Below are 21,619 nucleotides of genomic sequence, written 5' to 3'. Positions count from 1 at the left end.
TCGCTACTTATTTACTGAGAAAATTTAGTCCGGAAAAACTTCTTGGCTGAATTGCAGGGTATGGCGCTGGCCATCGGCAAACTCAGCCTCAATCTTGAATTTTAAAATTTCACGGCTGCTTTGCTTGAACTGCGCTAAGTAATACACCGCACTGCCTTCTTTGGTTTCGCGAAAGGTTAATGGCGTAGTTTTACTCATTAAGTCGGTCACCGTACCGCTAAGTTTTACTACCTGACCTTTACCCTGTTGCACAAAAGACAAGTTCAATACGCCTAGCTCTTTACTGCGGGTTAAGCCGCTGGCCTTAGCAATCTCGGGCTGTAAAAAACTGGAATTAAACACACTGTAATGGGCTTCCACTTCACCTAAGCGCTGCATACGCTCTGCAGCCAATACCGGTAAAGCTAACACCGCACTGAGCAATAGGACGATTAAATGACGCATGCTGTTCTCCTTAGTTGTGACGATTAGCCGTGACCCGATAAATCCCCACCTCACCAAAGAGGTTCGGCCACAGATCACTGGCCACGGTTTTCTCATACTGACTATCTACCGCGAGACGATCTAACACCTGCATATTCATTTGCTGACACATCACCTCAAAATCTTTAAAGGTACAGAAGTGAATGTTCGGTGTGTTGTACCAGGTGTAGGGCATAAACTCAGACACCGGCATCTGCCCTTTAGTAGCTAAGTACCAACGGCAACGCCAGTGCCCAAAGTTTGGAAAGGTGATGATGCAGGTTTTACCCACCCGCAGCATTTCTTGCAAAATTTTGTCCGGGTAATGCACCACTTGCAGTGCTTGGCTCATCACCACCACATCAAAACTATCACTATCAAAATTACTCAAGCCTTGGTCAAGGTCTTGTTCAATCACATTGACGCCTTTGTCGATACAGGCAGCAATGTTGTCGGCCGCAATTTCTAAACCATAACCGGTGACTTGTTTGTGCTTCATCAATGAAGCCAACAACTCACCATCACCGCAGCCTAAGTCCAGCACCCGGCTGCCCTTAGGAATCCATTGTTCAATTAACGCTAAATCGGCACGCATCTCACACCTCAATCCGCTGCATAAAGCCGCTAAAGGCTTGTAAATAACGAGGAATCGGAATCAAGAACGCATCATGCCCTTGGGGCGCATCCACCTCTAAATAAGTCACTCGCTTGTCAGCTGAAATCAACGCATCGACAATTTCCCGGGAGCGCGCCGGCGAGAAACGCCAGTCGGTAGTAAAGGACACAATAAAGAAACTGGCACTGGCTTCAGCCATTGCAGCACTCAGATCATCGTTAAAGTCAGCGGCAGGATCAAAATAATCCAAAGCCTTAGTCATTAACAGATAGGTATTGCCATCAAAGCGGGTGGAAAACTGCTCGCCCTGATAACGCAAATAGCTTTCAACCTGAAACTCGATATTATTAAAGTCATAGGTTAGGCAATCACTGCGCAGTTCACGACCAAACTTTTGCCCCATGGAGTCATCGGACAAATAGGTAATGTGCCCGACCATCCGCGCCAGCATTAATCCACGCTTAGGAATGACACCATGGGCGGCAAAGTCTCCGCCATGAAAGTCAGGATCTTTCATAATTGCTTGGCGCGCCACCTCGTTAAAGGCAATATTCTGCGCAGATAATTTAGGCGCCGCAGCAATTGCCACGCAATGGCGTACCCGTTCGGGATACATAATACTCCATTGCATTGCCTGCATACCGCCCATGCTGCCGCCAACCACGGCTGCCCATTGTTTAATACCTAAGCGATCCGCTAGGCGCACTTGGCTACGCACCCAATCCTTAACCGTAACAATTGGGAAGGTTGCGCCGTACTGCTTGCCGGTTTCAGGATCAATACTGGCAGGCCCGGTAGAACCATGGCAGCCGCCAAGGTTATTCAAGCTCACCACAAAAAACTTATTGGTATCAATGGCTTTACCCGGACCAATACAGGCATCCCACCAGCCAGGCTTTTTATCCTCCGGCGAATGGTAACCAGCCGCATGATGATGACCCGATAACGCGTGACAAATTAGCACTGCGTTACTGCCATCAGCATTCAACTGGCCATAGGTTTCATAAATAATTTGATAAGCCGGTAGGGTTTTGCCGCAGTCCAGCTCAAGTGGCTGCTCAAACTCAGCGATTTGTGGAGTCACTAACCCCACAGAATCTTCAGGAAATGTAGAAGGCACGACCAATCTCTCTCATACGTAAGCTATGCAGTCTAGATTTTGCCGCGCAGTGCGGCAAGGTTAGCCGCACTTATTTTACTAACTTTAAACAAATGTGGCTTAGGCGAGTGACAGAATCTACTGTACGACAGGTATTGACTGGCTTATTTTTCAGTGTGTTTTATCACAATTTTTCATAGCATATACCTACTCAGAACAAGCAACATCTTCTGTTCCTACAAATTGCCTAAGTTAAAAGCGGATTGTTTGCAGGCGCAATAATACGCACACGTTTTTGTCGATTAAGCTCACCAGATTCAATAAGAACTCGACGTTTTGGTACACCGAATAATTTACTCAGAAAATGAATCAGGACTGTATTAGCTTTACCTTCAACAGGAGGCGCTTGAATCCGTATTTTAAGACGCCCATCATGCAAGCCTGCTAATTCAGTTGTACGTGCACCAGGCTGCAAGTGACAAAATAAGACAATATCCTCACCCTCTTGACGCCATACTGTCTCAAGCACTAATTAAAAACTCCCTAATAAAATACTGGGCATATTAACTGCCTGAGCTAAATTCATCAGTACAAAATTATCAAGCAAATTAAGTCCAATAATGGCAAAGATTGGCGAAATATCCAGCCCTCCTAAATTAGGAAGGAAACGTCGGAAAATACCTAGCATTGGATCAACTACCTGATTAATCAGTTCTGCAGCAGGATGGCGACTCATCGGTGCGATCCACGATAAAATCACACTGATAATTAACGAAAAATAAAATATTTTTACCGCTAACTTACCTAACAGCACAATACTCCAAAGTACCGCACTGAGAGCAAAATCGCCCAACACACTGCTATCAAACATAAGCACCAACATCACTAAAATTAATGCTGTTTGTAATACAATCGCAAGAGCTAAAGAAGCAAGGTCTAAACGTCCTTGAGACGGTAACAAGCGGCGTAATGGTGCCAGCACCGGCTGAGTACTTTTAACCATAAACTGAGAGATAGGATTATAAAAGTCCGCATACACTAGCTGTAGTAAAAAACGCATCATCACTAAAAAGACATAAAAGCCACCCAACGCTTTAATCACATAAAGCAAGGCTTGACCACCAGAAAGTGCTTCGTTCATAAATTACTCAACTTCTGCTAATAAATTCATTCGGTTACTGACTCAATTGCTGAGCCAACTCTTGCGAGCGAGTCGCAGCTGCGGTAATGGCTTGCTCAGCTAAGGCCATAAAACCACCGTTTAAAAAAGTCTTAATCGCTGCTTCCGTTGTACCCTGTGGTGAAGTCACCTGCTGACGCAAGGTCGCTGCATCATGCGGACTCTGCACAAGCATTTTAGCTGCGCCTAAGGCCGTTTGCTGAGCTAGCTCAGTAGCCACCGCACGACTTAAGCCGAGTTGCTCACCACTTGCTATCATCGCTTCAACTAGCAAGAAAAAATATGCCGGACCACTTCCTGAAATAGCAGTTACCGCATCAATTTGTACTTCTTGTGTTAACCAACTGACCTTGCCTGCACCTTGCAAAATTCTTTCTGCTAATTGTTTTTGCTCCGCTGTAACCACTGCAGTTGCAAACAATCCACTAATACCCGCTCCAATCAAAGCTGGAGTATTGGGCATGCAGCGAATGACTGTTTGGCTGCCTAGCCATTGACTAATGGCTGAGCAGGGAATGCCTGCAGCAATTGAAATAATCAATTGCGAGCCTACTTGCTCACTCAAGCTCATACAAACAGACTGCATCACCTGAGGTTTGACTGCTAACACTATCACTTCAGCATACGCTGCTGCTGCACTATTATCTTGCGTAGTCTGAATTCCAAAAGTGTGCTGTAAATATGCCAGTCGCTCAACTCTTGGATCACTCACTATAATATACTCGGCAGTCCATCCATTGCTCACTAAACCACCGATTAGACTGGCGGCCATATTACCACCGCCAATAAATGCAATTTTTTTCATCGTTCCAAATTCCCCAATATTAAGTACGTGCACCAAATAACGCTGTTCCTATACGCACGTAGGTGGCACCTTCAGCCACGGCTGCCTCTAAATCATTACTCATCCCCATAGATAGCGTATCTAATGGGTCATCAAGGATTTGATTAAGCTGCGCTTGCAATGCGGCCACTTTAGCAAAGTTTGCGCGCTGTTCGGCGATATCTTCAGTTGGGTTAGGAATAGCCATTAATCCTCGTAACTGCAAATAAGGCAAAGACTGCACAGCTATAGCTAAGGCTGGCAGTTCTTCGGGTAAACAGCCTGACTTACTGGCTTCACGACTGATATTAACTTGCAAACAAATATTTAAACGCCGACCACTATCAGCACAGGCTTTATTTAAACGCTCGGCAACCTTTAAGCGATCAACCGAATGCACCCAAGTAAAGTGCTGCGCAATTTGCTTGGTTTTATTGGATTGAATTGGCCCAATAAAATGCCACTCTATTGCAAGCCCTGCTAGCTCCTGTTGCTTACTTAAGGCCTCTTGCACATAGCTCTCTGCAAAAGCTACCTGTCCTAACTGATAAAGCTCGGCAATCGCTGCGCTGCTATGATGCTTGCTCACCGCTAGCAGCTGTGGAGTATGTGACACTGTATAGGCACTGCTAGCCTGTATTAAGCGTTGTCGAACCCGCTGAAGATTTTGTGATAAGTTAAGGGACATGATTATTTGTTTGTCTCACTGTCTGATTCGCTATTAAAAACAAAATTTTAAAATGTACATCAAATCAACTTATGCATTTAAGGTATCATTACTCTTCTAAAGCTAACTATTTATACCTGTTACGTTAAAGGTTTTCTGGAGCATTATGGATATTACCGAGTTACTGGCCTTTAGTGCCACACAAGGCGCATCGGACTTACACTTATCGGCAGGACTACCGCCTATGATTCGTATAGACGGTGATATGCGACGCATTAACTTACCTGCCATGGAGCACAAACAAGTTCATGCCTTAATCTATGACATTATGAATGATCGTCAACGAAAAGATTATGAAGCCAACTTAGAGACGGACTTTTCTTTCGAAGTACCCGGTATTGCTCGCTTCCGGGTTAACGCCTTTACTCAAAACCGCGGTGCTGCAGCAGTATTTCGAACTATTCCAAGCAAAGTGCTTTCCATGGAAGAGCTGGATATGGGTGATGTTTTCCGGCGTATTTCTGAAGTGCCACGTGGCCTCGTGCTTGTCACTGGTCCTACCGGATCGGGTAAGTCGACCACCCTGGCCGCAATGATGGATTATTTAAATAATAAGTATTATCGCCATATTTTAACGGTAGAAGATCCAATTGAGTTCGTTCACGAATCAAAAAAGTGCTTAGTTAACCAACGAGAAGTGCATCGCGACACCCATGGTTTCAATGAAGCACTGCGCTCAGCGCTACGTGAAGACCCTGATATTATTCTAGTAGGTGAGTTGCGCGACTTAGAAACAATTCGTTTAGCTCTCACTGCTGCAGAAACTGGGCACTTAGTTTTTGGCACTCTACACACTACCTCAGCTGCTAAAACAGTAGACCGGATCGTGGATGTATTTCCAGCAGCCGAAAAATCAATGGTACGCTCAATGCTCTCCGAATCATTGGAAGCGGTAATCTCACAAACTCTGCTAAAGAAAATTGGGGGCGGTCGCGTCGCAGCCCATGAAATTATGTTGGGTACCCCTGCCATTCGTAACCTGATCCGCGAAGATAAGATTGCTCAAATGTACTCAGCCATTCAGACTGGCGGCTCGCTAGGTATGCAAACTCTCGATAGTTGCTTATCTAACTTAGTTAGTCGTGGAATTGTTGCTAGAGAAACCGCTCGCGAAAAAGCCAAAATACCTGAGCAATTTTAATTCATAAGGATTCTATCAATGACTAAGCCAGGTTTGCCTTCAATTGAACAGCTGTTGAAAGGCATGATCAGCATCAATGCCTCTGACTTATTTATTACTGTAGGTGTTGCTCCAACCTATAAAGTTCACGGTAAGATGCATGCATTAAGTTTTCCGCCGATCACTCCAAAACAATCTAAAATCATTGCTCATCATCTCATGAGCGATTCTGATCGTGCGACATTTGATAGCGGCACTGAAGTAAACTTTGCCATTAATTTAGAAGGTATAGGGCGCTTTCGTGCCAATACTTTCTTACAGCAGGGGTTTGTTGGCATGGTTATTCGCCGCATTAAAACAGCTATCCCTGATTTTAATGAACTCAGTCTCCCTCCTATTCTTGAACAACTAGCCATGAGTAAAAATGGCTTAATTTTATTTGTTGGTCCTGTCGGGGCAGGTAAATCAAGCAGTCTTGCGGCAATGATTGGTCATCGTAACCGTAATAGCAGTGGACACATTATTTCCATTGAAGACCCTATTGAGTTTATCCACCAGCATGATGGCTGCATTGTTACCCAGCGCGAAGTAGGCTTAGATACGGCATCCTATTCAGATGCATTACAAAATACCTTACGCCAATCTCCCGATGTAATTTTACTAGGTGAAGTTCGTACGCAAGAAAGCATGGAATATGCTATTACTTTTGCTGAAACGGGCCACCTTTGCTTAGCAACTTTGCACGCGCAAAATGCAGTACAAACACTAGAACGTATTGTCAGTATGTTTCCAAGCGAGCGTCATGAAAAAGTTTGGATGGATCTATCCATTAATCTACGTGCGATTATTGCCCAGCAACTTATCCCTAGTATTGATGGAAACAGTCGAGTTGCCACCGTTGAAGTACTGCTTAACACCCCTTTAGCAGCAGAATATATTCGCAAAGGTGATATTCTGGAGTTGAAAGATTTAATGAAGCGCTCCACTGAGTTAGGAATGCGCAGCTTTGACCAAGATCTCTATGAGCTTTATAGCAAAGGTAAAATTAGCTATGAAGATGCTTTAGCTCATGCCAACTCTGAAAACGATTTACGTTTAATGGTTAAACTAGCCTCAGAAAATGGTTCTGATTACCTAGCAAGCACTAAGCAAGAGTTCAAGCTAGATATTAGTGACGATTCTGATTTAAATTACTTTAGCCTTCCATAGGGAGTCATCATGGTTCGCTCAATTCGTGTATGGGATGCACCCTTGCGGGTGTTTCATTGGTTACTTGCCGCTGCCACCTTCGGTGCGCTCTATACTGGCTGGCAAGGTGGCAGCTTAATGCAGTGGCACGGACGCTTAGGCGTCTTGATTGTCGCCTTACTGGCTTTTCGTTTGAGCTGGATGCTAGTTGGCTCGACCTATGCCCGAATTGATCGCTTACTCTGCTCGGTGCTGCAATTGCCAAAGTACTTGAAGGGTCAGTGGCACCAAGCCGGTCACAATCCACTAGGCGTGTTATCGGTTTTCGCGCTGCTCGGCTTGCTGACCTGGCAAGCTGTGACGGGCTTATTTACCTACGACGACATTGCCTTTCGCGGCCCCCTAGCACGCTTGGTCAGCTCTAGTACCAGCTTAGAAATCACCAGCCTGCACCGCTTAGGCCTCTGGTTTATTGTTGGTTTAATTAGCTTACACATTCTAGCGATTGCTCTGCATGCGTTAGTTAAAAAGCATAATTTAGTCAAACCCATGATCACCGGCCAAGCCAAAGCGACCCATGACAGCCAACAAGACGCTAAAGGAGGCGGCTGGATCGCCTTAGTCTTTTCCCTGATAGTAGCTGCTGGTGCGTACTATTTAGCCAGTGGTGCTTGGGTTCCTCCACCACCGCCACCAGCACCTTCAGCCTTTAGCTTCTAACCCGATATATTCAGCCCGCAATATGCGGGCTGAATAGTTATTAGGATTCAAATAACGCCATAAAGCTCTGTACTGCACTAAAGTGCTGGTAATGCTTGAATGGCCCTTGGCTATCTGGCTGGGCAATGGCTAAGGTATGTGCAACGCCATAGTGCTGAGCGCTGGTTAACACCGCTTCACTGTCATCAAAGAACACACTCCGCGCACGACTAAACTGCAACTGTGCCTGTAGTGCCTGCCAAAAACGCTGATCTTCTTTCGGATAGCCAAGCGTATGGGAGCTAATTATCTGGTCTAAATAAGGCGCTAAAGCCACCTGTTCTAACTTAATCTGTAACGAGTCAGGATGAGCATTGGTAATTAACACCCGCTGTTTACCCATCGCTCCTAAACGCTGTAAAAATGCTTGGGCTTCTGGGCGCCAGGCAATTTTTTCGGCCGTATCACGTTTCATCTGCACAATCGGCAACTGCAGCTTTTCGCTCCAAAAGTCGGTGCAATACCAGGCTAATTGACCTTGATAACTGGCCAGTAATGGCTGTAAATAGGCCTTTGCTTGCTCTAGGCTCAGCCGATGTTGCTTGGCATAACAGGCAGGCAAATGATGCAGCCAAAAATAATTATCAAAATGTAAGTCCAGCAAGGTGCCGTCCATATCTAATAGCACGGTATCTATCTCGGCCCACGGTAATGGCAACATGCAAACTAACCCATTCAATTGATTGTCGAGCAGGGTATGATACAAGGAATCACTAAAGGAGCCTCTATATGCGTAAAAAACCTGAAATTTTAGCTACTCAAGAAGTGGCAAAGAGCCGTTTATTTCGGGTAGAACAATTAGAGCTACGCTTCAGTAATGGCGTGCAGCGCACCTACGAGCGCTTACGCGGTAAACCCGGCGGCCTAGGTGCGGTGATGATTGTGGCCATGCTCGATGCCGAAAACTTTGTGTTAATTGAAGAGTACTGCGCCGGCACTGAAAGCTACGAATTAACCCTACCTAAGGGGCTGATTGATCCCGGTGAAGATGCCTTAATGGCCGCCAATCGTGAACTGCAAGAAGAAGCAGGCTATGCTGCCCGTGAACTAGAATGGGTCACCGAGCTGAGCTTATCGCCCGGCTATATGAGCCAACGCATACAAGTGGTGCTGGCTCGCGATTTATACCCATCTCGGCTTGAGGGTGATGAACCTGAACCTATGGGGGTTGAAACAGCCTCGCTCAATGACTTACTCGGCTTATTAGCTCGCCCTAACTTTTCGGAAGGCCGCGCTTTAGCGGCGCTCTATGTGGTACGCGATCTATTACAGCAGCGCGGTTTACTCAAACCTACTGATGTTAAGGGAGCACCTTAATGCAGATTTCTGATGCGCTAATGCAAGCCGTTGTGGCGCTAGTGCGAGAAGCCGGCGAAGCCATTTTACCCTACTGGAAAACCAACACCGAAGTTAGCCAAAAACCAGATAATTCTCCAGTCACTGCAGCTGACTTGGCCGCGCATCAAGTATTAAGCCAAGGCTTACAGCGCATTGCTCCCAAGATCCCGGTGCTCTCGGAAGAGGCATGCGATATTGCGCTCAACGAGCGCCAGCAATGGCAGCGTTGGTGGTTGGTTGATCCGCTCGATGGCACCAAAGAGTTTATCAATGGCAGCGATGAATTTACCGTCAATGTTGCGCTAATCGAGCAAGGCCAAGTGGTCTTTGGTGTAGTAGGCGTCCCCGTGCGGCAGCAATGTTTTTATGGCGGCGCTGAGTTAGGCGCTTGGTTAATCGAACCACACAGCAGCCCACAGCCGATTAAGGTGCGTAATAGCCCTGAAACACTGACTGTAGTCGCCAGTCGCCGCCATAGTTCAGCGTTACAAGAGCAACTCTTAGCCACCCTCAAACAACAATTTGCAGTAGAACTGGCCAACATTGGCAGCTCGCTCAAGTTTTGTTTATTGGCCCAGGGGTTAGTCGATTTTTATCCACGCCTTGCGCCCACTTCGCAGTGGGATACCGCCGCCGCCCAAGCGGTAGTCGAAGGCGCTGGCGGGGTTGTCTTGCAGCTAGATGGCAGTCGCTTTAATTACCCAGCCAAGGCGAGCTTACTTAACCCTTATTTTATGGCACTAGCAAAAGATGCACCCTGGTTTGCCAGTTTGCGTCCCCTGCTGGCACAAGCTAAGGCTTAAGTTATTACTAATTCTTGGGCTTTTTAAAGACATAGAATAAGTTCGGCTCACTGACTAAATAAATTGTGCCGTGCTCATCTATCGCTACCCCTTCGGCTTGATTAATACTCTTTTTCAAGCCGTTAAAACCGCGAACTAAACTGATATAGCTGACCGTTTCCCCATTTTCATCTAGCTCTACCAATAACCGCGACTCATCGGATAACACCAGCATGTGTCCTGTGCGTGGGTCAATCGCCAGAGATGACATATCACGCACAAATAAATGCTTCGAAGGCAGCTCTTGCAGGGTCTTAGGAAAGTTATTGTCGTCAGGAAATGGCAAACTAAACAACCCATAGGGACTGCGCTCTTTGGCTAAAATCATGCGCTGATTCACCGCATCCCAAGCAATCCCTTCAAAGCCTTTATTACCGGCTTTAACAATGCCTAAGTTGACTGCAACCAGTTCTGCATGACGCAAGACATTGCCTTTAATCGGCAGTTTAAACACCACCATTTCGCCACGACGCTCATCGATAATAGCCATGCGTTGTGCGTCAATTACCTCAACCCCTTCCGGATCAGCAAACCCTTCAAGCTCAATTCTGCGCAACAGCTCACCCTCAGGTGAGATTTCCACAAGTTGCGGTATCTTGCCTGTTACGCTAAATAACGTTTGGGTGGCTGGGTTCCAAGTTAAAGCCGAGGTCTCATACTTTTCTAGGCCCGGCAGTTCCTTAGCTTGAATCACTGCCTCATAATCGGGCAACCAAATACTTTGCTCGCGCACTTTTTGTCTGACTGTGGTTTCTTTAACCCAAAACAATAACTGTTGATGCCAATGAAAATAATGGCTGGCACTACCGAGTAATACTAATAAGGCCACAAGAACAACGATTTTCCAGCGTGCTTTAAACAAGATGATCAATCCTAAGACGAAGTAACAGAAGAATGAGCGCAGTATGTTACCGCAAGGTAAACTACGGCTCAGTTTTTTATTATTTTTTGGGGTAGTTACATGTCTCTGGCGATTCTTCGACTCAAGGCCCAAGCCGACCGCCGTTTGCGCAGCGGCCATCTGTGGGTTTACAGCAATGAGGTCGATACTAAACTCTCACCGCTGACGCAATTTAGCCAAGGCCAAGCGGTGATTATTGAAAGTGCCCAAGGTAAGGCATTAGGTATTGCCTTAATGGCGCCTAATCAGTTGGTCTGTGCCCGTTTATACTCCCGCGATATTGAGCATCCGTTTGATAAGTCGCTACTGGTACACCGCTTAAACATTGCCGCATCACTGCGTGATGCAATCTACCCTAGCCCGTTTTATCGTTTAGTGAATGCCGAAGCTGACTTTTTACCTGGGATTGAGATTGATCGCTTTGGTGATTACTTTGTGGTGCAGCTTTCTACCCAAGCGATGGAGCAGCACAAAGCACTGCTGCTGGAAGCAATCGTGCAAGTGTTTAAGCCTGAAGCCGTGCTCTGGCGCCATGATTTACCTAACCGCGACTGGGAAGAGCTGCCACGCTATGTAGAAACTGCCTATGGCGAGTTTCCTGAAGCCCTGATGGTGGAAGAAAACGGCCTTGATTTTGTCACCCACGCCTTAGAAAAGAAAAAAACTTCGTGGCAGTTTGACTTACAAAGCAGCCGTCAGCAGCTGGCGCAATGGGTGACTGATAGACGCGTACTCTGCCTGTATGCCGACACTGGCGCTTGGCCAATTACTGCAGCGATTGCTGGAGCAGAGTCAGTGGTCGCCTTAGAAGCTGGCGAATTAGCCACTGATTTACTGTTAGAAAACGCTGAACAGCATCAAGTGCAAGAGATCGTGCAGTGTTTACAAGGGGAAGTACTAGAAGGTTTGCAGAGCCTAAAAGCCGAAGAACAGCGTTTTGATCTGGTGATTATTGATCCACCGGCCTTTATTAAGCGTAAAAAAGACCTCAAAACCGGTGAAGCAGGCTATCGCAAACTCTATGAAGGTGCCATGCGTTTACTCAACCGCGATGGTTTATTACTGGTCAACTCGCGCTCGCCCTTCTTTAATGAAGAACAAATGCAAGCAGCGTTGCTGGCCAGTGCTCGCCACTTAGATCGTAACCTACAAGTGCTACAAGTCAGTGGTGCTAGCCCTTGCTACCCAAGCCATCCGGCGATCAACGAAAGCCGTGTACTAAAGACCATGGTATGCCGTGTTTTACCTACCAGTTAATCACTGCCATCAATAACGGGGCAGTTAAGCGCCCCGTTATATTTAGCGCTGGTTTAGGCGCGGTAAATAATTTCACCATTGAGCAGGGTATAGCGCACATGCCCCGGCAAGGTTTCACCCATAAACGGACAATTGCGACCTTTCGAATACCAACGCTCACCTACCGTGATGCTCTGCTGCGGATCAAATAACACCAAATCAGCAACCGAGCCAACCGTCAGTCGGCCTGCTTTTAAATTCAGAGCTTGTGCTGGGCCATAGGTTAAGCGGGCAATCGCGGTCGGTAAATCCAATAGTCCCTGCTCAACTAAACGTAAGGCTAAGGGTAAAAGAATTTCAATGCTGCTAATACCAGGTTCGGTATCGGCAAACGGCGCTAGCTTCGCATCCCGTTCTTGGGGCTGATGGTGGCTAGCAATTGCACTAATGACTCCAGACTTCACCGCTTCGAGTAAGCCTTGCTGATCTTCTTGTGAGCGAATCGGCGGAATAACATGGTAGTCACTAGAAAAGTCGATTAATTCTTCGTCATTTAATAGCAACTGATACATTGCCACATCAGCCGTCACTGGCAGACCACGGGCTTGGGCTTTAGCAATTAAATAAGCGCCTTTAGCAGTGGTAATCTGGCTAAAGTGCGCCCGTACCCCACTTTGCTCAACCAGTAGTAAATCCCTAGATAACGCCACGGTTTCAGCGGTTTCTGGAATGCCCGCTAAGCCACGGAAGCTCGCAGTTTTACCTTCGTGAGCAATACCACCGGCAGCTAAATCAGCGTCTTGGGGTTGAAAGATCACAGTTAAATCAAAGGTCGCAGCGTACTCTAAGGCATGACGCAACACGCGGTTATTCACAATCGGCTGCAAACCATTAGTAAAGGCCACACAACCGGCTTGTTTTAAGGTAACTAACTCTGCTAATTGCTCACCTTTTAAACCTTGGGTTAGCGCACCTAAGGGATATACCTTGGTAAAGCCTTGGTCGCGGGCTTTTTCTAAGATTAAGTCAACCACCGCTGCAGTGTCGGTTACCGGTTTGGTAAAGGGCGTACAGCATAGGCTGGTTACTCCACCAACTGCGGCAGCGAAGGTTTCACTGGCAATATTGCCTTTACGGCCATAGCCAGGCTCGCGCAGCGAAGCGGCTAAATCGACTAATCCTGGTGCTGCCACTAAACCATGGCCATCAATCATTTGATCGGCCACAAAGTCACGGGGCATCGGTCCGATCGCGACCACCTTACCGGACTGAATAAAAATATCGGCTACTTGATCTAACTGATTAGCTGGATCAATTAAACGGGCGCCACTGATTTGAATTCGCATGTTAGTTGATCTCCTGTGCCGCTAAACGCTCAAACTCATTCCGTTGCTCCATCTGCCCGCTCATCGCCATAGACAACACTGCCATGCGTATCGCAATGCCGTAAGTAACTTGATTTAAGATCAACGACTGGGCGCTATCGGCTACGGCTGATTCAATCTCTACGCCACGATTAATCGGCCCTGGGTGCATCACAATGGCATCTGGTTTAGCTAAAGCTAGCCGCTGCTCTGTGAGCCCATATAAGCGAAAAAACTCGCCATGGCTAGGCAGCAGCCCACCTTGCATGCGCTCACGCTGTAAGCGCAGCATAATGATCACATCCACGTCTTTGAGACCCTGCTCAATATCGTGATAAACCGATACCCCATACTGCTCTAGCCCCACAGGCAATAAGGTTTTGGGCGCAATCACTCGAATATCTGGGCAACCTAAAGTCTTCAGCGCCAACATATCTGAGCGCGCCACTCGCGAATGCAGAATATCGCCAACAATAGCCACCGATAACTTAGAAAAATCCCCCTTATGTCGACGAATGGTCAACATATCTAGCATCCCCTGGGTTGGGTGTGCATGACGGCCATCACCGCCATTGATAATCGCTACATTGGGACTGACATGCTCGGCAATAAAGTGGGCAGCGCCTGAGTCGGCATGGCGCACCACAAACATATCGGCCGCCATCGCTTCAAGGTTACGCAAGGTATCGGTCAGGGTTTCACCTTTACTGGTCGACGAGGTTGAAACATTGAGCGTTAATACGTCGGCCGATAAACGCTTAGCTGCCAGTTCAAAGGTGGTGCGGGTACGGGTCGAGTTTTCAAAAAACACGTTACAAACTGTCATTCCACGCAGTAACGGCACTTTTTTAACTGCTCGAGCGCCCACCTCTAAAAAGGAATCGGCTGTGTCCAAGATTTCGGTGAGCATCTCTTTCGGTAATCCATCCAAAGAGAGAAAGTGTCGCAAGCGACCGTGTTCATTAAGTTGCAAAGGACAAGCAGCAAATTTAGAGGGCATGGGCGTTTCCAGTATGACAATTACGCAAGAGTTCTTAGCTCAATGGCTAAAGGTTCAGGTCCGGTTAATTTTACTCGCTGCGCGGCAGGTAAAGTAAGTGTTGCCCCGACAATATCAGGGCGAATCGGCAATTCGCGAGCATTTAAATCCACTAAGCAAACCAAGGTCACGCTGGCTGGGCGACCATAATCAAAGAGTTCATTCAGTGCTGCACGAATGGTTCGTCCGCTCATTAGTACGTCATCAATCAGCACTAAATGCTGGCCTTCAATATCAAACGGCAGCTGTGATGGGCGAACTAACGGGTGCAGCCCTTTGCGGCTAAAGTCATCGCGGTAAAAGGATACATTCAAGGTTCCCAATGGCTGATCGGCTTGATTCATTGCTGCTAATAAGGCATTAGCCACCCATACCCCGCCAGTTTGAATACTGACAAAGTGGGGTTGCTCAATTTGCCGCTCGGCTAAATACGCCTCTAGCTGCTGCGCCATTACCGGTAATAGGTCATGGGGTTGAGGTAAAGTCATGGCTCCTCCTAGTGTTGCATAAAGTGTTCAAGCCATCCCTGTAATAACAGCGCTGCTGCTATGGCATCCACAGGTCGCTCACGAAAATTTTTAGCATAGTCACCGGCTTGCAAACGCTGCCCCTTGGCTTCAAAGGTAGTCAGACGCTCATCATGCATAAAATAAGTGACATTGAAACGTCCTTCTAAACGGCGCGCAAATTTCTCTGCCCGCTCACACATCTCACTACGGCTCCCATCCATATTTAACGGTAAACCCACCACCACTGCATCGGGTTGCCACTCGTCGAGCAGTTGCGCGACTTGCTCCCAATTAGGTACACCATTTTGCGCTTTGAGGGTGGTCAGCTCACGCGCTTGGGTGGTGACCGTTTGTCCAACTGCCACACCAATTTGGCGGGTGCCATAGTCAAATCCCAGCACTGTTTGAATCGATTGCCCACTCATGCATGACCTACTTGGGTAGAGAGTTGGTTAAGATTAATCCCCAGCAGCGCAGCAGCTTGGGCCCGCTTTTCGGTGGCTGGTGTGTCAAAGATAATGCGTTCAGTAGCGGGTACCGTAAGCCAACTGTTAGCCGCTAACTCTTGCTCTAACTGCCCCGCATCCCAACCGGAAAAACCTAGCGCAATCAGGCTTTTTGCTGGCGCATCTTGCTGGTCAGCAATGGCAAACAATACGTCTTGTGAAGTACTTAAGCGTAAGCCGTTAAGCTCAATGCTTTCGCGATAGCTTTGTTCAGCTGAATGCAGCACAAAACCACGTCCAGTGTCTACTGGACCGCCATTATGCACACTATGCATAAAACCCGTAGGCGCCGTATTTTCTGGACGTAACTGCTGCAAAATATCCGATAGATTAAGTCCACTGGGCTGATTAATAATCAGCCCCATTGCCCCTTTGGGGCTGTGCTCAACCAGATACACCACAGACTGGCTAAAATAGCTGTCCTGTAAATTGGGCATAGCAATTAAAAAGTGATGCCGTAATGAAACAAAATTATCTTTTTTCATGTACACCATTCTACTCATCTCAGTGACTTAACCGAAATGGCAAGCTCTTGCACTAGTTAACGTATAAAGTCACTGTGTTGATAGTTTTTCACCATGCTCAAAACGCCAAGTACGAATGATTTCAATTTGATCAAACTGACTAGCCAACTCTCGAGTAAAAGGCGAGAAAGGTGCAGCTTTACGCATAATATCTAAAGCGGCTCGATCTAAAATTGGCTGGCCTGAGGACTCAAGAATACGCATTTCTTGTAACGCTCCATCCTTACGTACTATAACTAATAAGCGTAAGCTGCCATACACACCTTGCTGCCGTGCAGCTTGAGGATAATTAAGATTACCAATTAACTCGACCTTACGCCGCCACTCATCCCGATACTGTGCCGTAATATCTCGCTTAGTTGCCGCTGTATTTTGCCGACTAACCCGAGGACGTCTCGCATACGCTTGTTGCTCTAAAGCTAAAGCCGCTTTTAAACTTGCTATTTCAGCATTTAATTGCGCTTGTTCAAGCTCTGCAAGACTCTCTTTTTCATGCTCTTGTGGAACACTTAACGACTCAACCACCTGCTCTTTCTCTAGCTGGTGACTGGCAAGTACAGGTTGCTCTGTTTGCAAAGTAAGACTCAATTCAGGAGTACTTTCTGTATAAATAGGCTGAACTTTATTCTCTTGAAAATCAGCAATTTCTGTCGTTTTAGGCGCAGCTTTTTCTTCTAAGTCACCACTTCCCAACTGATTATCTTGAGCTAAAAAATCTGCCTTATCAGGCTCAGCCTCACTAGCAAAGGTCGAAAGCGTAATATCTAAACTGGTGCCTTGTGCAGAAAGCTCACCTACAGTAAAACCAACCCCTAAAATCACACCAACATGCGCTAATGCAGCGAAGAACAAAGTAACGCCTAAACGCTCAGTAGAGCGAGTTAAGCTTGTAGGTATTTCCATATAAAATGTCACCTATTTTTAACATAGGTTTAAAAACAAAATTCAGCAGCACTATCAATCACTTCATATCAGCACAAACTTATGCTCTCTTAGTAATTTTTTGCTCAATTACATCCATTAAACGCATAGCTATTTTCGTATCGTATGCTTGGTCAATTTCTCGAATGCATGTTGGGCTAGTTACATTAATTTCAGTTAAACGGTCACCGATCACATCTAAGCCGACAAAAAGTAAACCTCGCTTACGTAATTCTGGTCCTACAGCTTGGGCAATTGCTAAGTCTTGTTCGGTTAGGGGGCGAGCCTCACCTCGTCCGCCAGCTGCTAAGTTGCCGCGGGTTTCGCCTTGTGCCGGAATCCGCGCCAAACAATAGGGCACGGGTTCACCATCAATCATTAAAATCCGCTTATCCCCTTCAACAATTGCTGGCAGATAGGCTTGGGCCATGATCTGCTGAGTACCATGTGCCGTTAAGGTTTCGAGAATTACTGATAAGTTAGGATCCCCTTCACGATGGCGGAAAATTGAAGAGCCACCCATACCGTCTAAGGGTTTGAGAATCACATCTTTTTGTTCTTGTACAAACTGGCGAATAATATCTGGGCGACGCGAAACTAGCGTGGCTGGGGTTAGCTCTGGGAATAACGTCGCAAATAGTTTTTCGTTACAGTCACGTAAACTAGCGGCTTTATTGACTACTAAACAACCCGCTTGCTCTGCTTGTTCTAATAAGTAGGTGCTGTATAAAAACTCATTATCAAAGGGTGGATCTTTACGCATCAAGATGACGTCTAGCTCACCTAATGCTTGATCAAGCTCTTGATCAAGCTCAAACCAATGCTCAGGATCATTGAAAACGCGTAAAGGACACATTTTCGCCCTTACTTCAGAGCGTAATTGATATAAATCGTGCGGTTCCATGTAAAATAAAGACCAACCCTTGGCCTGAGCTGCGAGTAACATTGCTAGGGTGCTGTCTTTATGGAATGCAATCTCATCGATGGGATCCATTACGACGCCGACTTTTAAGGACATATTGGTTGACACCTGTATTAAAACATATGTGTAACAAGCACTTACACTAGCAAGCACAGGTTACACATTTAGAAAATGTGAGACTCTATATTATACGGAGAACTAAGAATCACGAAAGCTAAGTCTAGCCTGTGGTAAGCTAACACAAGTTAGCGGCTAACCGAGCGCTTTTATTGGATTGCACGAAAGCAGTCTGCTATAAGTAGCTGAAAACTGCAGTCAGCACCTAACTCCTGTGCTTACACGGGTATGTATTGAGTGCTAACTTTCAATTAAGCATCATTCTGTTGCTTTTTAAATTTTTCATATAAATTTAGCAATGCTCCTTTCGGTAGGAAAAACATGGAACAGAACTCTCAAAATCTAAAAGTAATGGTCATTGATGACTCAAAGACTATCCGCCGCACTGCTGAGACCTTACTTACAAAATGTGGCTGCGAAGTCATTACTGCAATTGATGGCTTTGATGCATTAGCTAAAATTGCTGATACTCATCCCGATATTATTTTTGTAGATATTATGATGCCTCGCTTAGATGGCTATCAGACCTGTGCGCTGATCAAAAACAATAATGCCTTCAAAAGTATTCCAATCATTATGTTGTCGTCTAAAGATGGGCTTTTTGATAAAGCCAAAGGCCGTATCGTTGGCTCTGATCAATATTTGACCAAGCCTTTTAGTAAAGATGAATTGCTAGGTGCGATTAAAGCTCATGCTCCGTCATTTATTCAACTCCAAGAAGCCTAATAACCTCACTCAAGAATCCAGTCAGTCCCAGGATAATTTACCAGCAGGTACAGCTCGTATTTTAATCGTGGACGACTCTCCGACCGAGGTGTATACACTCACCTCAATTCTTGAGCGACATGGTTTTCAAGTCATTACCAGTGAAAATGGTGCTGATGGTATTGCAAAAGCTAAGCAAGAATTACCTGATGCTATCTTGATGGATATTGTGATGCCTGGTCTTAACGGGTTTCAGGCGACTCGCCAACTATCCCGTGACCCAACTACTCAGCATATTCCGATCATTATCGTCACTACCAAGGATCAAGCAACTGATCGAGTTTGGGGGCAACGCCAAGGAGCCCGTGATTATTTAACCAAGCCCGTTAAGGAAACAGAGCTCATTGAAACTTTGCTCACAGTTTTAAGCTAAGGACTACAAGGCAAATTAATTTTATGGCTAATACCTCTACCCAATTTAGTAAACAGCCGTTTCAGCAATTACTTGAGCTAGCTGCATTATGCCAAACCCACTCAAGCTACTTGCCAGCACAACGTGATGCTGCACACAGCTGGAGTGGTGTTGGCTTTCGCTTAGGTTCTCATCGCTATGTCGTGCCTTTTGATGAAGTAAGCGAAGTTCTGTATGAACTCAGCTATACCATGATTCCTCGAGTAAAATCCTGGATTAAAGGAGTAGCCAATGTTCGCGGGCGGCTACTTCCTATCATTGACCTAAATGCTTTACTTGATGCTCCTTTTACTACACCCAGTAAAGTGCGACGCGTTATTGTGATTGAGCATGACGATATTTTCGCCGGTTTTCTTGTAGATGAGGTGTACGGCATGCAGCACTTTCTTATCGCTAGTTATCAAGAAATAGCCGATACAGTCTCAACTAAAGCGCAACCTTACATTCATGGCGCCTTTGTTAACGAGCATACATGGCAGGTATTTAGCCTTGAGCAGCTCATCCAAAGCCCAGATTTTTTTGCCGTTATCGCATAAAGCACCTGAAATTTAAACAGTAGGTTTAATACCACTCTTACCGTTTAGGCCATCAAGTGGGAAGCTAAAATTATGAACTCCAGCAGCACAGATACTTTACCCAAACCTGTTTCTAAGTCCTTACTCATTAGTTTAATTTTACTACTGGGTATTGGACTAGTTGCCTTATTTGGCAATGCACACTTTGCTAGCATCCAAATTAAGAAAGAGCAACTGCTCTGGCAGCAGAATATGGAGCTACATAAATATACACTTGCATTAGAAAAAGCGATTAAAGATGCAGCAGATGGCAATTTAGAAGCTTTTCCTCGTATTGAGCAGGCTCGCTCGCAGCTTAATACTCGGCTCACGGTGCTAAAAAATAACTATCCCCATGCACCAGAACTAAGCACTGTGTTAACAAGCTGGGCACAATTACAAAATCATGCCGAGGCAGTATTAAAAAACCAAAATGCCATGTACGAACCTGCTGTGCAACAAGCCGTTAAGCTAACAGCTAGTAATACTCAACTCCTCACTCAACAAGCAGATAACCTTTATCAACAATTGCTAACAGAAACACTTGATGCAACAACCTTTAAGTATATCCACTATGCTTTAGCAGCATTCTTACTGCTAATAACTATCCTACTCATCATTCAAGTACTGCGCTTATTTACCCAATTAGAGCAAGGAGTAGCTAGTGAGCCAATGATTGCCGAGGCTCGCAACCAAGAAGCTATTTTGCGCCTACTCGATGAAATTGGTGGTCTAGCTGATGGTGACCTAACAGCTCAAGCCACTGTAACTGAAGATTTTACTGGCGCTATTGCTGACTCAATTAACTACGCAATTGACCAGTTACGCGGCTTGGTTGGCACCATTAATACAGTGGCTGTACAAGTATCAACTGCAGCGCAAGAAACCCAAGCAACGGCAATGCATCTTGCTGAAGCTTCTGATCACCAAGCCCAAGAAATTGCTGGAGCAACCGCTGCAATTAACGATATGGCCCAATCAATTGATCAAGTTTCAGCTGATGCTGCTGAGTCAGCCAAAGTTGCAGAACAGTCCGTAGCTACTGCAAATAAAGGTAACCAGCTGGTACATAATACTATTAATGGTATGGATAATATCCGCGAACAAATTCAAGACACCTCCAAACGCATTAAGCGCCTTGGTGAGTCATCCCAAGAAATTGGTGATATTGTTGACCTCATTAACGACATTGCCGACCAAACCAATATTCTTGCACTCAATGCGGCCATTCAAGCTTCTACCGCAGGTGATGCTGGGCGCGGTTTTGCTATTGTTGCCGATGAAGTTCAACGCTTAGCAGAGCGTTCTTCTGCTGCCACTAAGCAAATTGAAACCTTAGTTAAAACGATTCAAACTGATACCAATGAAGCTGTAGCTTCTATGGAGCAAACGACTACTGAAGTAGTACGAGGCGCTCGCTTAGCCCAAGATGCGGGTGTTTCCCTAGAAGAAATTGAAACCGTCTCTAAAGACTTAGCTGCTCTTATTCAAAATATTTCTAATACAGCTCGCCAACAAGCCTCTTCAGCAGGACATATCTCTAATACTATGAGCGTAATTCAAGAAATTACATCGCAGACATCTTCTGGTACCACAACCACTGCACTCAATATTGGTGAATTAGCAAAAATGGCTGTTGAAATGCGTAATTCTATTTCTGGTTTCACTTTACCAAATATGCAAAAAAAATAGTTC

The 21,619-nt window shown here is 45.9% G+C and carries 25 protein-coding genes and 1 pseudogene; 10 read left to right on the top strand and 16 right to left on the bottom strand.

Annotated elements, in window-relative coordinates:
* Window positions 1–24 precede the first annotated feature (24 nt).
* The 7 genes from AC2T15_RS00440 to AC2T15_RS00410 all read right to left on the bottom strand — a co-directional run bounded on the left by AC2T15_RS00440 (window position 25) and on the right by AC2T15_RS00410 (window position 4,868).
* On the bottom strand, window positions 25–444 hold the full coding sequence (locus AC2T15_RS00440) for a DUF4426 domain-containing protein (RefSeq protein WP_053100893.1): 420 nt from the start codon (window positions 442–444) through the stop codon (window positions 25–27).
* Window positions 445–454: 10 nt separating this feature from the next.
* Window positions 455–1,057 carry a methionine biosynthesis protein MetW gene (gene metW / locus AC2T15_RS00435; protein ID WP_053100892.1) on the bottom strand — a complete coding sequence of 201 codons (603 nt, stop codon included), beginning with the start codon at window positions 1,055–1,057 and terminating at the stop codon, window positions 455–457.
* A gap of 1 nt (window position 1,058) precedes the next feature.
* A complete protein-coding gene (metX, locus tag AC2T15_RS00430; RefSeq protein ID WP_486778459.1) occupies window positions 1,059–2,198 on the bottom strand; it encodes a homoserine O-succinyltransferase MetX in 1,140 nt (379 codons plus the stop codon).
* 226 nt (window positions 2,199–2,424) lie between these two features.
* On the bottom strand, window positions 2,425–2,706 hold the full coding sequence (locus AC2T15_RS00425; RefSeq protein ID WP_053100891.1) for a DUF167 family protein: 282 nt from the start codon (window positions 2,704–2,706) through the stop codon (window positions 2,425–2,427).
* Window positions 2,707–2,709: 3 nt separating this feature from the next.
* Window positions 2,710–3,318: a YggT family protein gene (locus tag AC2T15_RS00420; protein WP_486778458.1), complete on the bottom strand. Its 609-nt coding sequence runs from the start codon at window positions 3,316–3,318 to the stop codon at window positions 2,710–2,712.
* 34 nt (window positions 3,319–3,352) lie between these two features.
* Window positions 3,353–4,162, bottom strand: a complete 810-nt coding sequence (gene proC, locus AC2T15_RS00415; protein ID WP_486778457.1) for a pyrroline-5-carboxylate reductase — start codon at window positions 4,160–4,162, stop codon at window positions 3,353–3,355.
* 19 nt (window positions 4,163–4,181) lie between these two features.
* The gene (locus AC2T15_RS00410; protein WP_486778456.1) at window positions 4,182–4,868 is read right to left on the bottom strand and encodes a YggS family pyridoxal phosphate-dependent enzyme; all 687 of its coding nucleotides are present in this window, start codon (window positions 4,866–4,868) and stop codon (window positions 4,182–4,184) included.
* A gap of 145 nt (window positions 4,869–5,013) precedes the next feature.
* Here AC2T15_RS00410 and AC2T15_RS00405 point away from each other — a divergent pair, with 145 nt between their 5' ends.
* The 3 genes from AC2T15_RS00405 to AC2T15_RS00395 are packed head-to-tail and all read left to right on the top strand — an operon-like array spanning window position 5,014 to window position 7,935.
* On the top strand, window positions 5,014–6,048 hold the full coding sequence (locus tag AC2T15_RS00405; RefSeq protein WP_286594077.1) for a type IV pilus twitching motility protein PilT: 1,035 nt from the start codon (window positions 5,014–5,016) through the stop codon (window positions 6,046–6,048).
* An 18-nt stretch (window positions 6,049–6,066) separates the two neighbouring features.
* Window positions 6,067–7,236, top strand: a complete 1,170-nt coding sequence (locus tag AC2T15_RS00400; protein ID WP_286594075.1) for a PilT/PilU family type 4a pilus ATPase — start codon at window positions 6,067–6,069, stop codon at window positions 7,234–7,236.
* A 9-nt stretch (window positions 7,237–7,245) separates the two neighbouring features.
* Window positions 7,246–7,935, top strand: a complete 690-nt coding sequence (locus AC2T15_RS00395; RefSeq protein WP_286594074.1) for a cytochrome b/b6 domain-containing protein — start codon at window positions 7,246–7,248, stop codon at window positions 7,933–7,935.
* Between the two features lie 40 nt (window positions 7,936–7,975).
* On the opposite strand, the gene yrfG is transcribed toward AC2T15_RS00395, so the two are convergent.
* Window positions 7,976–8,635: a GMP/IMP nucleotidase gene (gene yrfG / locus AC2T15_RS00390; RefSeq protein WP_373332255.1), complete on the bottom strand. Its 660-nt coding sequence runs from the start codon at window positions 8,633–8,635 to the stop codon at window positions 7,976–7,978.
* A 68-nt stretch (window positions 8,636–8,703) separates the two neighbouring features.
* Between yrfG and nudE the strand changes: the two genes are divergently transcribed.
* Window positions 8,704–9,291: an ADP compounds hydrolase NudE gene (gene nudE, locus AC2T15_RS00385; RefSeq protein WP_486778455.1), complete on the top strand. Its 588-nt coding sequence runs from the start codon at window positions 8,704–8,706 to the stop codon at window positions 9,289–9,291.
* Window positions 9,291–10,115, top strand: coding sequence for a 3'(2'),5'-bisphosphate nucleotidase CysQ (cysQ, locus tag AC2T15_RS00380; RefSeq protein WP_486778454.1), 825 nt, complete (start codon window positions 9,291–9,293; stop codon window positions 10,113–10,115). The genes nudE and cysQ overlap by 1 nt, the downstream gene beginning before the upstream one ends.
* A gap of 7 nt (window positions 10,116–10,122) precedes the next feature.
* On the opposite strand, the gene AC2T15_RS00375 is transcribed toward cysQ, so the two are convergent.
* Window positions 10,123–11,016: an SdiA-regulated domain-containing protein gene (locus tag AC2T15_RS00375; RefSeq protein WP_286594070.1), complete on the bottom strand. Its 894-nt coding sequence runs from the start codon at window positions 11,014–11,016 to the stop codon at window positions 10,123–10,125.
* A 99-nt stretch (window positions 11,017–11,115) separates the two neighbouring features.
* On the opposite strand from AC2T15_RS00375, the gene AC2T15_RS00370 reads away from it, so the two are divergent.
* Complete coding sequence (locus AC2T15_RS00370) at window positions 11,116–12,312, top strand: class I SAM-dependent rRNA methyltransferase (protein WP_373332252.1); 1,197 nt, start codon at window positions 11,116–11,118, stop codon at window positions 12,310–12,312.
* Between the two features lie 53 nt (window positions 12,313–12,365).
* Here AC2T15_RS00370 and AC2T15_RS00365 read toward each other — a convergent pair whose 3' ends face one another.
* From AC2T15_RS00365 to gshB, 7 genes are all read right to left on the bottom strand, one after another.
* Entirely contained in the window at window positions 12,366–13,637 is a 1,272-nt protein-coding gene (locus tag AC2T15_RS00365; RefSeq protein ID WP_486778453.1) for a dihydroorotase, read from the bottom strand.
* Between the two features lies 1 nt (window position 13,638).
* Window positions 13,639–14,655, bottom strand: coding sequence for an aspartate carbamoyltransferase catalytic subunit (locus AC2T15_RS00360; RefSeq protein WP_053100881.1), 1,017 nt, complete (start codon window positions 14,653–14,655; stop codon window positions 13,639–13,641).
* A 20-nt stretch (window positions 14,656–14,675) separates the two neighbouring features.
* Window positions 14,676–15,182 carry a bifunctional pyr operon transcriptional regulator/uracil phosphoribosyltransferase PyrR gene (pyrR, locus tag AC2T15_RS00355; protein ID WP_053105006.1) on the bottom strand — a complete coding sequence of 169 codons (507 nt, stop codon included), beginning with the start codon at window positions 15,180–15,182 and terminating at the stop codon, window positions 14,676–14,678.
* A gap of 8 nt (window positions 15,183–15,190) precedes the next feature.
* The gene (ruvX, locus tag AC2T15_RS00350) at window positions 15,191–15,628 is read right to left on the bottom strand and encodes a Holliday junction resolvase RuvX (protein WP_486778452.1); all 438 of its coding nucleotides are present in this window, start codon (window positions 15,626–15,628) and stop codon (window positions 15,191–15,193) included.
* Window positions 15,625–16,194, bottom strand: coding sequence for a YqgE/AlgH family protein (locus AC2T15_RS00345; RefSeq protein WP_486778451.1), 570 nt, complete (start codon window positions 16,192–16,194; stop codon window positions 15,625–15,627). Before AC2T15_RS00345 ends, ruvX begins: the two co-directional genes overlap by 4 nt.
* Before the next feature lie 69 nt (window positions 16,195–16,263).
* Complete coding sequence (locus tag AC2T15_RS00340; RefSeq protein WP_286594063.1) at window positions 16,264–17,136, bottom strand: energy transducer TonB; 873 nt, start codon at window positions 17,134–17,136, stop codon at window positions 16,264–16,266.
* A gap of 79 nt (window positions 17,137–17,215) precedes the next feature.
* Window positions 17,216–18,172, bottom strand: coding sequence for a glutathione synthase (gshB, locus tag AC2T15_RS00335; protein WP_286594061.1), 957 nt, complete (start codon window positions 18,170–18,172; stop codon window positions 17,216–17,218).
* 342 nt (window positions 18,173–18,514) lie between these two features.
* Between gshB and pilG the strand changes: the two genes are divergently transcribed.
* The 4 genes and pseudogenes from pilG to AC2T15_RS00315 all read left to right on the top strand — a co-directional run.
* Window positions 18,515–18,919, top strand: coding sequence for a twitching motility response regulator PilG (gene pilG / locus AC2T15_RS00330; RefSeq protein WP_286594059.1), 405 nt, complete (start codon window positions 18,515–18,517; stop codon window positions 18,917–18,919).
* On the top strand, window positions 18,885–19,331 hold the full coding sequence (locus AC2T15_RS00325) for a response regulator (RefSeq protein WP_286594057.1): 447 nt from the start codon (window positions 18,885–18,887) through the stop codon (window positions 19,329–19,331). The genes pilG and AC2T15_RS00325 overlap by 35 nt, the downstream gene beginning before the upstream one ends.
* 23 nt (window positions 19,332–19,354) lie before the next feature.
* Window positions 19,355–19,906, top strand: coding sequence for a chemotaxis protein CheW (locus AC2T15_RS00320; protein ID WP_286594055.1), 552 nt, complete (start codon window positions 19,355–19,357; stop codon window positions 19,904–19,906).
* A gap of 588 nt (window positions 19,907–20,494) precedes the next feature.
* Window positions 20,495–21,616: pseudogene (locus AC2T15_RS00315) on the top strand (methyl-accepting chemotaxis protein); the annotation flags it as partial.
* Between the last annotated feature and the right edge of the window lie 3 nt (window positions 21,617–21,619).

The organism is Thiopseudomonas sp. SA1F2-1K (assembly GCF_057443035.1).
This window is presented reverse-complemented; position numbering and strand designations above follow the sequence as displayed.

Coding starts and splice junctions, on each gene's coding strand:
- AC2T15_RS00440 (WP_053100893.1), bottom strand. CDS start 444: ATGCGTCATTTAATCGTCCTATTGCTCAGTGCGGTGTTAGCTTTACCG.
- metW (WP_053100892.1), bottom strand. CDS start 1,057: ATGCGTGCCGATTTAGCGTTAATTGAACAATGGATTCCTAAGGGCAGC.
- AC2T15_RS00420 (WP_486778458.1), bottom strand. CDS start 3,318: ATGAACGAAGCACTTTCTGGTGGTCAAGCCTTGCTTTATGTGATTAAA.
- proC (WP_486778457.1), bottom strand. CDS start 4,162: ATGAAAAAAATTGCATTTATTGGCGGTGGTAATATGGCCGCCAGTCTA.
- AC2T15_RS00410 (WP_486778456.1), bottom strand. CDS start 4,868: ATGTCCCTTAACTTATCACAAAATCTTCAGCGGGTTCGACAACGCTTA.
- AC2T15_RS00405 (WP_286594077.1), top strand. CDS start 5,014: ATGGATATTACCGAGTTACTGGCCTTTAGTGCCACACAAGGCGCATCG.
- AC2T15_RS00400 (WP_286594075.1), top strand. CDS start 6,067: ATGACTAAGCCAGGTTTGCCTTCAATTGAACAGCTGTTGAAAGGCATG.
- AC2T15_RS00395 (WP_286594074.1), top strand. CDS start 7,246: ATGGTTCGCTCAATTCGTGTATGGGATGCACCCTTGCGGGTGTTTCAT.
- yrfG (WP_373332255.1), bottom strand. CDS start 8,635: ATGTTGCCATTACCGTGGGCCGAGATAGATACCGTGCTATTAGATATG.
- nudE (WP_486778455.1), top strand. CDS start 8,704: ATGCGTAAAAAACCTGAAATTTTAGCTACTCAAGAAGTGGCAAAGAGC.
- cysQ (WP_486778454.1), top strand. CDS start 9,291: ATGCAGATTTCTGATGCGCTAATGCAAGCCGTTGTGGCGCTAGTGCGA.
- AC2T15_RS00370 (WP_373332252.1), top strand. CDS start 11,116: ATGTCTCTGGCGATTCTTCGACTCAAGGCCCAAGCCGACCGCCGTTTG.
- AC2T15_RS00365 (WP_486778453.1), bottom strand. CDS start 13,637: ATGCGAATTCAAATCAGTGGCGCCCGTTTAATTGATCCAGCTAATCAG.
- AC2T15_RS00360 (WP_053100881.1), bottom strand. CDS start 14,655: ATGCCCTCTAAATTTGCTGCTTGTCCTTTGCAACTTAATGAACACGGT.
- pyrR (WP_053105006.1), bottom strand. CDS start 15,182: ATGACTTTACCTCAACCCCATGACCTATTACCGGTAATGGCGCAGCAG.
- ruvX (WP_486778452.1), bottom strand. CDS start 15,628: ATGAGTGGGCAATCGATTCAAACAGTGCTGGGATTTGACTATGGCACC.
- AC2T15_RS00345 (WP_486778451.1), bottom strand. CDS start 16,194: ATGAAAAAAGATAATTTTGTTTCATTACGGCATCACTTTTTAATTGCT.
- AC2T15_RS00340 (WP_286594063.1), bottom strand. CDS start 17,136: ATGGAAATACCTACAAGCTTAACTCGCTCTACTGAGCGTTTAGGCGTT.
- gshB (WP_286594061.1), bottom strand. CDS start 18,172: ATGTCCTTAAAAGTCGGCGTCGTAATGGATCCCATCGATGAGATTGCA.
- pilG (WP_286594059.1), top strand. CDS start 18,515: ATGGAACAGAACTCTCAAAATCTAAAAGTAATGGTCATTGATGACTCA.
- AC2T15_RS00325 (WP_286594057.1), top strand. CDS start 18,885: ATGCTCCGTCATTTATTCAACTCCAAGAAGCCTAATAACCTCACTCAA.
- AC2T15_RS00320 (WP_286594055.1), top strand. CDS start 19,355: ATGGCTAATACCTCTACCCAATTTAGTAAACAGCCGTTTCAGCAATTA.